Raw genomic sequence first — 9299 nt, 5'->3', positions numbered from 1 at the left:
CCAAGCCCTGCTCGGCTTGCTCCAACAAGTGCTCGGTCACCAATTCGGCGACGGGGATAGTTCCCAGTGTCGGCCAGGTCATGTTTGCGTGGATGCCATCGCGGGCCCCGGCGAAGAAGTTGTTCGCCGCATCGTCGAAAGACAACCGTGACCACACTGGTCGTGTCTGGCCGACGAGGAAGTTCACCAAGCCGTAGTAAAAAGCAGCATCGGCGACGATATCCGCCACGGTGGGGCCGGCGGGCAACAAGCGGTTTTCCACGCGGATATGGGACAGCTCCGTGTTCGGATCATAAATTGGGCGGTTCCAGCGCCAAATCGTGCCGTTTTGCATATTCAGGTAGTGCAAACCAGGCTTGCCATCGGTGACAATCGGAGTGCCGGATTCCACGCGATCTTCGGGCAACAGTGGAGAGAAGTAGCGCACGTTTTCTTCAAACAGATCGAAAGCGCTGGTGATCCATCGCTCACCGAACCACACGCGCGGGCGCACACCTTGCGTCACCAATTCTGGGGTACGGGTATCGATGGATTGCTGGAATACTGGGACGCGGGACTCATGCCAGAGTTTGTGCCCGGCGAAAAGCGGGGAATTCGCGCTCAGCGCGGTTTGCACACCCGCGATGGCTTGCGAGGCATTCCACGCGGCCGCGAAATGGTTCGGGGAAACCTGCAGGTGTAGTTGGATCGACGTGCAAGTGGATTCTGGGGCGATATCTTCGAAGCCGTGCCGGTATTTTTCCTGGCCTTCCAGCTCAATATGGACGAGCTCGCCACGTGATTCCAACACAGAATTCGACAGCGCTTTGTAACGGTTCTCGGAGGTCATCCAGGCCGGATCTTCCAGAAACTCCGTGGTTACGCTGGGTAAGGTGCCGATCATCGCGACTTCCGCATCAGCCTGTTTCGCGGCCGCGCGCACGGTGTTGAGCCGCTGGTTCAGCCCGTCTTCCAGTTCTTGCAGGCCGGTGCCAGAAATCGATAGCGGAGGGTGGTTCATCTCCACGTTATAGGCGCCGATTTCCGACTGGTATTCGTCGTCAAGCGCAGCCAACACGTCGCCGTTACATGTCTTTGGCTGCATATTCTTGTCGACGAGGTTGAGCTCGAGTTCCAACCCGATGGTGCCCTGATCGATGAATTCGGCCTGTTGCAAATGGCGGTCGAAGACCTCGAGATCGTCGATCAAACGTTGGCGGTAGCGCGTGCGCTGGCGCGGCGTATAGGACTCGGAATTAACTGCATCACCCATGCTGGCCAAGTATAGACCGGTGTGCGCTGGGGATTCCGACTTTTATGCAGTGCCGGGAAGGGTGAGGCGGAATGGGGCGACCTTATACTTCTTTATACTTTCAGGCAATTTATAAATAAGTATAAAATGGTGCAGCGTAGCACTACACGCCGAGGCCAACAAGATTAGTCCCACATCCCGGCGACATAAGTGGCTTGCGCGAGGTGTGCGGTGGCGTCGTCGATAATTGAAACTAAGCGGGTGCCGCGGCTGATCGGTGCGCCTTCATATTCGGTGATGATGTCACTGAGATCATTCTCAGCGAGGCTGCCGCAGTAGGCGGCTAAGGCATCTAGCGTTGCGGCGACATAGCTGCGCAGATGTTCGAAGTCTGCAGCATCTTGAACCTGGATCTTTGCGGCATCGTCGGCAGAATGACCGTAACCCAGGCTGTCGCCTACGTCGCCAAGCGCCAGGGCAGCCCGCCACTGGCTGGAATACCACAACTCGTCGTCGCCGGTAAGGGCCGACAGCTGTACATCAATCTCGCGGCCGGTGTGCCAGAGCAACCAGGCGATGGAATTGGGGTGCCCCTCGGGATGCTGGTTGAGCTGCTCGGCATTAAGGCTGGGTAGCGCGGTGAGCACGTCTTTCGGGCGGGCTGCGAAGTCAAGGAGTACGTCGATTCCGTTCATTCGCCCCATAGTAGTTCTGACTAGTTATCGTGGCAGCAACTCTTCAATGTCTGGGATTGTGGATTGGGGCAACCTTGGCAGCGATGAATTGGGCAGCCCTGCTGATGCCGAAGTTTTGCGGGCAACCTTGGCAGCGATTTGGGTGCGCGGCTGGACTTCGTGTCCGCGCAGCGTTTGGGCGGGGTGTGAGGTGCTTGGACAAAAACGAAGCCGAGGGCATCACCGCTGAAATTTATTGCAGCGGTTCACCTGTCACTGGGTCTAACCCGTCGTACCGTGTTCCATCAGGTGCGACGTTGCAAAGCTCTGGTGGACCAACACACGACCGAGATTCTTCCTTGATGTACTCTGGCCCACCATTTTGGTGAAAGCACCAGTCGGAATACTGGGTCGAGCCATCTGACATTAATGCAGGCCCTGGGGTGCCTTCTAAACATTCGACGACAACAGGCTCTGCTGGAGCAACTGGTTGGGCCGGTTGCTGGACTGGTGCAGAGCTTTGGGGAGCTTTTTGAGATGGTTCCGGCGGTGTTGCAGAACTAGAAAGTGATGCTTTCGGTGTGGCGTTTGTGTTGGTTTCCGAGGCCGTCGTTGTGCTGCTTGACGACGTCACGGTCGAGGTTGTGCTAGTGGCTGATCTGGTCGTTTGCGACGTCGAAGATGATTCTGTTTCCGCAGTACCATTGCTGCACGCTGCAAGTGTGAATGAGGCAGCTGCGAGAGTTATTATTAGCCGTTTCATCCTCGCACCCCTACGCCAGCAATCCCGTGGCAAAGGCAATGCCCACGATAATTACGGAGAACACCCACGCGATCGGGAAGGCCAGCTTCAGGTAGCGGCCCATCTGCGCGTTTGCCAGGCCGAGTGCCAGCCACAGAGCCGGGGAGAACGGCGAGACGAACGTACCAATCACATTGCCCAGAATTAGCGCGCTGGCAGCACCCAGGCCGGAAATATCGTAGACGGCGACGGTTTCTTGCACGATTGGCAGCACAGAGAAGTAATACGCATCAGTCGAGGTCAACAGATCCAGTGGCACACCCAGCATGCCGACGGCGACATGCAGGTACGGCCCTGCGGCTTCTGGCAGCACGTTAATCAGAGAAAGCGCGATGGCTTCCAGCATGCCGGTTTCGTTCAGCACGCCCAGGAACATTGCGGCGGCGATAATGATTCCGGCCATCGACAGCGCGTGTGGTGCGTGCCGCTTCAGTGCGTCTGCTTGCTCCGCCTGCGAGGTGAAGTTGATGATCAACGCTAGCGTGGCAGCAATCAGGAACGTCGGTGCAGGAGGCAACAGCCCAGCCAGCAACACCACCAGGGCTGCCAACACAACCAGCACATTCAGTACCGTCGGCATGGTGCCGGAGCGGAATTTGTAGCCTTGTTCGAGCTGTTTTTCGCGTTGCTTCTGCTCAAATTCGTCGGCAATGGCGTGCACGTCAATGTTGTCAGTGGCAGGAAGCTCACCAGCAGCCTGCAGCGCGTTAATCCGGCGCTTTTCGCGCATACCCAGCGCAAAAGCGATCGCCACCACGAACAACAACGCCAGACCCTGCATCGGGATCAGGTGCATCCACACGGTGTTCGTGTCTTGTGAGATCACCGCACCCGCGCGCCCCAGCGGCCCGCCCCAGGGCACCATGTTCATCACGGAAGCTGCCAGCGCGACGATGGTCAGCAGCACATACCGCGACATATGCAGCGCCTGGTAGAGCGGCAGCAGCGCGGGGATCGTGAGCAAAAACGTCGTCGAGCCTGAACCGTCCAGGTGTGCAACCACACCAATCAAGCCCGTGCCGACGGCTACTGCCACGACGTTTCCGCGCGTGGTTTTGATCAGCGTGCGAATGATCGGTGTAAACAGCCCGACGTCTTGCAGGATGCCGAAGAAGATGATCGCGAAGATGAACATCACGACGACCTTCATCACTGAACCCAGGCCCTCTTCGAAGAACGTCGTGAGGTCTTCCAGCCCAAACCCGGTGATAAACGCACCGATTACTGGTACCAGCGTCATTGGGATTAACGGGTGGGTCTTGCCGCGGATCAAAATGCCGACGGTAGTGCCTACAATAAGCAGACCCATTAGGGTCAGGCCGAGTTCTGATTGCATGGCATCAGATTAGCGGGATGGGATAGCCGAGGAGCCGAAAGTAGCTCAAGGGTGCTGAAAGTCTCAGGTGGGGCAAGCACGTTGCCGCGGATACTGAAATTATCGTGGGTTTGCCAGCCGGATTGCCAGCCAGGTTCCTAGCCGCATTGCCAACCAGGCTGCCAGCCGCATTGCTGGCGGCTGCGGCCACCAAAACGTCGTATTCTGGTGGCCATGACTACTAGCGAAAACTTCACCATTGCAGGCCACAGTGGTATCCAGTTGGCGGCGCGGTTGGAAAGCCCGGCTAACCCGAGTGCGTATGCCTTGTTGGCGCATTGTTTTACCTGCTCAAAGGACTCCCCGGCGACGTCGCGCATCGCTAAGCAGTTGGTGCAGGAAGATATCGCGGTGTTGCGGATTGATTTCGCTGGTCTGGGGCATTCCGAAGGCAATTTCGAAGATTCCACGTTTTCTGGCGACGCCCAGGATGTGGTGGCGGCCGCGGAGTGGTTGGAGGAGCATTATCAAGCCCCACAGTTACTGATTGGTCATTCGCTCGGTGGTGCGGCAGCGTTGGCCGCGGCTGCCGATATTGATTCGTTGCGTGCGGTGGTCACCATCGCCGCGCCGTACGATCCGGAGCACGTCACTGGTTTGTTTGCTGGTGCGCTGGACGATATCGCTGAAGATGGCTCGGCATCGGTGAAAATTGGTGGCAAGACTGTCTGCGTGGGGCAGGGGCTTGTCGACGACCTGCGCGGATTTGATCAAAAAGAGCGCATTGCGGCGATTGATGTGCCATTGCTGGTCATGCATTCGAACGCGGATGAGTTGGTGGATATTCACAATGCGCAGGGGATTTATCGCGCGGCACGCACCGTGAAGTCGTTTATCATGCTGGACGGCGTGGATCACTTGCTCAACAAGGATAAGCAGGCGCAGCACGCCGCGCAGATGCTGGCTGGTTGGGCTCGGCCATATTTGCCGGATACCCCGGATGTGGACCGCGACGACTGCGCCGATGAGCGCTACAGCTATACCAAGGAAGGCGTTGTTGAAGCGCGACTTACCGGTGATGGTGATTTCGCCACTGAGCTTCGCGCCGGAAATCATCGCTGGATCGCAGACGAGCCGAAGAGTGTGCCCGGGGCCAAGGACACTGGCCCGAACCCCTATGACATGCTGCAAGCGTCGCTGGCTACGTGCACCGCGATGACGATGGGCATGTATGCGCGCCGCAAAAAGTGGGACATGGGTGATACTAAAGTCACCGTGACCCACGAGCGCGATAAGCAGGGCATGACGACGTTCACCCGCGTGCTGCATTTCGACCCTGCGCTGAGCAATGAGCAACAGGAAAAGCTGACCGCGATCTCTGAAAAGTGCCCAGTGCACAAGACGTTGCATGGCGAGATCCATATTGCGACGGAAACCAGCTAGTTACATATATGACCACGTTTCACAAGGAGGAGATCCTCATGGCTACAAACAACGACATCACTGCACATAACGATTCCACTGCACAGAACGATTTCGAGACTATTCAGACGGAGACCCGCGGCCGAGTAGGTATCATTACGCTGGATCGCCCCAAAGCATTAAACGCTTTGAATCAGCAGCTCATGCTCGAGGTCATTTCCGCAGCACAAAAGTTTGACGGCGATGACGGCATCGGGTGCATTGTGCTCACCGGATCTGAGAAAGCCTTCGCAGCCGGCGCTGATATCAAAGAAATGGCAAATAAATCTGCCACTGAAATGTACATGTCGGATTGGTTTTCCGAATGGGAGCAGCTGACGCAGATACGCACACCGTTGATCGCGGCCGTGAATGGTTATGCGTTGGGCGGTGGCTGCGAGCTGGCCATGATGTGCGATTTCATTATCGCCGGGGACAAGGCAAAATTCGGCCAGCCAGAAATCAACCTGGGAGTCCTGCCAGGCATGGGTGGTACGCAACGGTTAACCCGCGCCGTCGGCAAGGCAAAGGCAATGGAAATGTGCCTGACTGGCCGCATGATGGAGGCAGAAGAAGCCGAGCGTGCTGGTTTGGTTGCCCGCGTGGTCGAGGCAGACAAGCTTGTCGACGAAGCCGTGTCGGTTGCCGAGACCATTGCGAATAAGTCGCTGGTGGCAACAACGATGGTGACAGAAGCCGTTGATGCAGCATATGAAACCACTTTGCGTCAGGGGCTGCTGCAGGAGCGGCGTTTGTTCCATTCTGCTTTTGCTTCGGAAGATCAGAAAGAAGGAATGGATGCCTTCGCCAACAAGCGTGATCCGGAGTTCAAGCACCGCTAGTGCGCGGCGCATGCTGCGTAATGTAATCGCCGCCCGCTGGATCTTCTGCTGAGGTTTACACTGGTGAGCATGACTAACCAGGAACCACTGACATCTTTCGAAAAAATCGCTGACTGGCCGGTTGATAATGTGGCTGCCGCGCTGATTCGGGACGGCGAACTCGCCCACGCACTGGGCGACGACGAGCACGTTTTTGCTGTGGCATCGGTGACTAAACCGGTGGCCGCGTATGGCTTTGCCATGGCGGTCGAAGAAGGCGTGTTTGAGTGGGATACGCCGGTGGGCCCAGAGGGTTCGACCGTGCGGCACTTGCTCGCACATGCCAGTGGGATCGGGAAAGATGCAGCAAACCCGGATCGTGCCCCGGAGGACCGCCGCATTTATTCGTCGGCGGGATTCGAGGTGCTGCAGGAAAAGCTCGAGGAAGAAACCGGCATGGATTTTGCCGAATACCTCAAGTTAGGGCTGTTCGAACCGTTAGGCATGAACAACACTGTGCTGAAGGGGTCGTCTGGTTACGCATTGGAAACTACCGCGGCTGACCTGGCCCGATTTGCCCAGGAAGTGCTGGCCCCGAGTTTGCTGGACCCATCGACGGTAAAAGAGATGCTGACACCGCAGTTTGCGGACTTGCGCGGACTTGTTCCCGGCTATGGCATGCAGAAACCATGCTTGTGGGGGCTGGGCTTTGAAATTCATGGCACGAAGGATCCGCATTGGATGGGCTCGGAGTTGCCGGACAATGCCGTCGGGCACTTTGGCATGAATGGCTCTTATATCTGGTTGCTGCCAGATGAAAAAATCGCGTTGCTCGCTCTCACCGATAAAGACTTTGGCGAGTGGGCCAAGCCGTTGTGGGCGGAGACGAACGACGCGATCTGGCAGGAGCTGCAGGGCTAGCTGCCTGGGGAGGTTTGGGCGGCTAGCGGCAGAGGCTAGGAGCAGGGACTAGAACCGGGTGCTAGAAACCGGTGCTAGGCCTGATTTTTAAAGAACTCCCATACCAGCAGGTTGGCTGATGGGACGGCCTTGAACCAGGTGTGGCCGTTGTTCACCTGCGGGCTGACAACGGTGGCGAATTCCGTTGCAGCGCGGCAGTTGCTGCCGGAAACGGTGTGGGCACCAACGATCCAGTTGTTGACGTTGCCGCCTGGTGCGCAACCGTTGCGGGTGGCGAATTCATCGAAAACTTGGCGTGCGGCTTTGTAGTGGCCGCCGTGATCATTGGCGCCACCGTTGATGTTGATGACGTGATCGTCTTTGTGGTGCATGATCAGCGTTGGCACGGGGGCGTCGGGCACGCAGTTAGAGACTGTTGCGTCGTAGTAGGCGCCGGCAGAGCTGGCCACTCCGTCGACAAGATCTGGTGCATGACACGCCAGACTGAGCGCTGCGCCGCCGCCGTTGGAAAGCCCGGTGGCGTAGATGCGGTTGGTATCCACGTTGTACTTCCCGGCTAGATCAGCGACGAGTGCACGGGCAAAAGCGGCGTCATCCTCGACACTTTGCGCGGCGTAGTGTGGCCCGCCCCAGGCTGGTTTGCCCTTGAGCTTATCGGTGACGCCTTGTGGGTAGGCGACGATGGCATCACTGCCCACGGCTTTGTTTAAAAAGGAATGCCCGCGGAAGGCGTCTGCCGTATCCCAGGCGCCGGAGTAACCGAGCACCACTGGGTAGGCGCGGTTCGGGTCGTAATTGGCGGGCAGGTCCACGATGAAGTGGCGTGGGGTGCCGTTGACATCAATCGTCCGCGTTTCGGTGGGTTGCCCAGCGATGGCGGAGGAGATCTGCACCAGCGGGTCCGTTGTCGATTGTGCATGACTGACAGGGGCTGTGAGAGCCAGCAGGCCGCCGAGGGTGCCGGCAGCGACAGCGGCGCCGAGAGCGCGGAAGGATGATTTCATGAAACCGTAGCCTACGTTATGTTCTGGTCAGATACCAGCCTGAAAGTTCCCCAAAGCTGACTACCCACGTCAGGTGTGAATGTTAACTAGTGGGATTACAGTGATGTAAGTTTCTGAACTGCACCGATGGAGAAACCTTCAAGCGGTACTTCAGAAAACGGGGGGTTCAATGGCGGCTTGAGGGTTGCTGGTGTGACTGGTGGGGTAGTTGAATCATTTGTGGCGCAAGCGAGGGTGGGCACGTTGGGGAAGACGATGCTCGCTTAGTGAGCGGCTGGTGTGCGCTTGCGTAGGGTGCTCGCTGCGATGGGGAAGTCGCGGTCGAGTGCCCTATTACCGTGGGCGTGCCTCCTGCAAAGTAGCCATCAAGGCGGTCATAAAGGTGGCCATCGACGTGGCCTTTAAGGCGCCCTTCAGGGCTGGGCCGCCAGTGCTGGCTCGCTAGCGCCGAAATTTGGTTTGTTAGTTTGCTTTTTCGCCGTGCTCGTCAATATAGGCAATGACATCGGAGACGGTGTCCCAGTCCTGCACAATGTTTTCTTCCAGCCGCACTTTGAATTCGTCTTCAATCTTGACGACGAGCTCGATCATCGATAAAGAATCAATCGCCAGATCGCGGAGGGTGGCATCCCTGGTGATGTCGTCGGTATCTGCCCCGCTGGCGTCGTCTAGTAGGGGAACCAGGCGGGCGAAGGTGTCGAGTTTATCGGGGAGATCCATGTTGTCAGTGTAGAACAGTTGCGCTGCCTGGCGTGCTGCGACGAGTCTAGGTTTGGATCTTGGATTTCGTCACATTTCAGACTTTCAGGTTCTTAATTTGTAACAGGAGTTATATATTAAAACGATATTAAGCCCTTCAATATTTGTTGAGGGATTCCAAAATAAACGCCACAATAAAACATCGCAGCAACCGGGTTTTGGCCTGACTTGGATAATATCGTCTGCACTAAGTCTCTGAAGACGAGCTGCGCTTGTTCTAGGGGTAAAATCCGTGCGGAGATTTCTATCTAATTTTATGCGTTTTTAATGCGGCGAAGAACTAACTAAGCACAAAGAGTAGAAAGAGTTCA

At 57.0% G+C, this 9299-nt stretch carries 8 protein-coding genes; 3 read left to right on the top strand and 5 right to left on the bottom strand.

Features of this window, described 5'->3' with window-relative positions; translation table 11 throughout:
• The 3 genes from A5774_RS09345 to A5774_RS09330 all read right to left on the bottom strand — a co-directional run.
• On the bottom strand, positions 1-1252 hold a 1252-nt coding region (locus A5774_RS09345; protein ID WP_064834556.1), incomplete at its 3' end, for a glutamate-cysteine ligase family protein.
• Between the two features lie 164 nt (positions 1253-1416).
• The gene (locus tag A5774_RS09340) at positions 1417-1926 is read right to left on the bottom strand and encodes a DinB family protein (RefSeq protein WP_064834563.1); all 510 of its coding nucleotides are present in this window, start codon (positions 1924-1926) and stop codon (positions 1417-1419) included.
• A gap of 752 nt (positions 1927-2678) precedes the next feature.
• The gene (locus A5774_RS09330; RefSeq protein WP_064834551.1) at positions 2679-4043 is read right to left on the bottom strand and encodes a CitMHS family transporter; all 1365 of its coding nucleotides are present in this window, start codon (positions 4041-4043) and stop codon (positions 2679-2681) included.
• Positions 4044-4256: 213 nt separating this feature from the next.
• Here A5774_RS09330 and A5774_RS09325 point away from each other — a divergent pair, with 213 nt between their 5' ends.
• The 3 genes from A5774_RS09325 to A5774_RS09315 all read left to right on the top strand — a co-directional run bounded on the left by A5774_RS09325 (position 4257) and on the right by A5774_RS09315 (position 7225).
• The gene (locus A5774_RS09325; protein ID WP_064834549.1) at positions 4257-5465 is read left to right on the top strand and encodes a bifunctional alpha/beta hydrolase/OsmC family protein; all 1209 of its coding nucleotides are present in this window, start codon (positions 4257-4259) and stop codon (positions 5463-5465) included.
• A 38-nt stretch (positions 5466-5503) separates the two neighbouring features.
• Entirely contained in the window at positions 5504-6325 is an 822-nt protein-coding gene (locus A5774_RS09320; RefSeq protein ID WP_021352384.1) for an enoyl-CoA hydratase, read from the top strand.
• A gap of 69 nt (positions 6326-6394) precedes the next feature.
• Positions 6395-7225, top strand: coding sequence for a serine hydrolase domain-containing protein (locus A5774_RS09315; protein ID WP_369815551.1), 831 nt, complete (start codon positions 6395-6397; stop codon positions 7223-7225).
• 74 nt (positions 7226-7299) lie between these two features.
• On the opposite strand, the gene A5774_RS09310 is transcribed toward A5774_RS09315, so the two are convergent.
• Together A5774_RS09310 and A5774_RS09305 are read right to left on the bottom strand one after the other, a co-directional pair.
• Positions 7300-8229, bottom strand: a complete 930-nt coding sequence (locus A5774_RS09310) for a PHB depolymerase family esterase (protein WP_064834547.1) — start codon at positions 8227-8229, stop codon at positions 7300-7302.
• Positions 8230-8691: 462 nt separating this feature from the next.
• Positions 8692-8949, bottom strand: a complete 258-nt coding sequence (locus A5774_RS09305; protein ID WP_064834545.1) for an acyl carrier protein — start codon at positions 8947-8949, stop codon at positions 8692-8694.
• Between the last annotated feature and the right edge of the window lie 350 nt (positions 8950-9299).

The organism is Corynebacterium sp. EPI-003-04-2554_SCH2473622, from assembly GCF_001665955.1.
Lineage (GTDB): Bacteria > Actinomycetota > Actinomycetes > Mycobacteriales > Mycobacteriaceae > Corynebacterium > Corynebacterium pseudodiphtheriticum.
The sequence above is the reverse complement of the archived record's forward strand: the minus strand, read 5'-3'. Positions and strand labels throughout refer to the sequence as shown.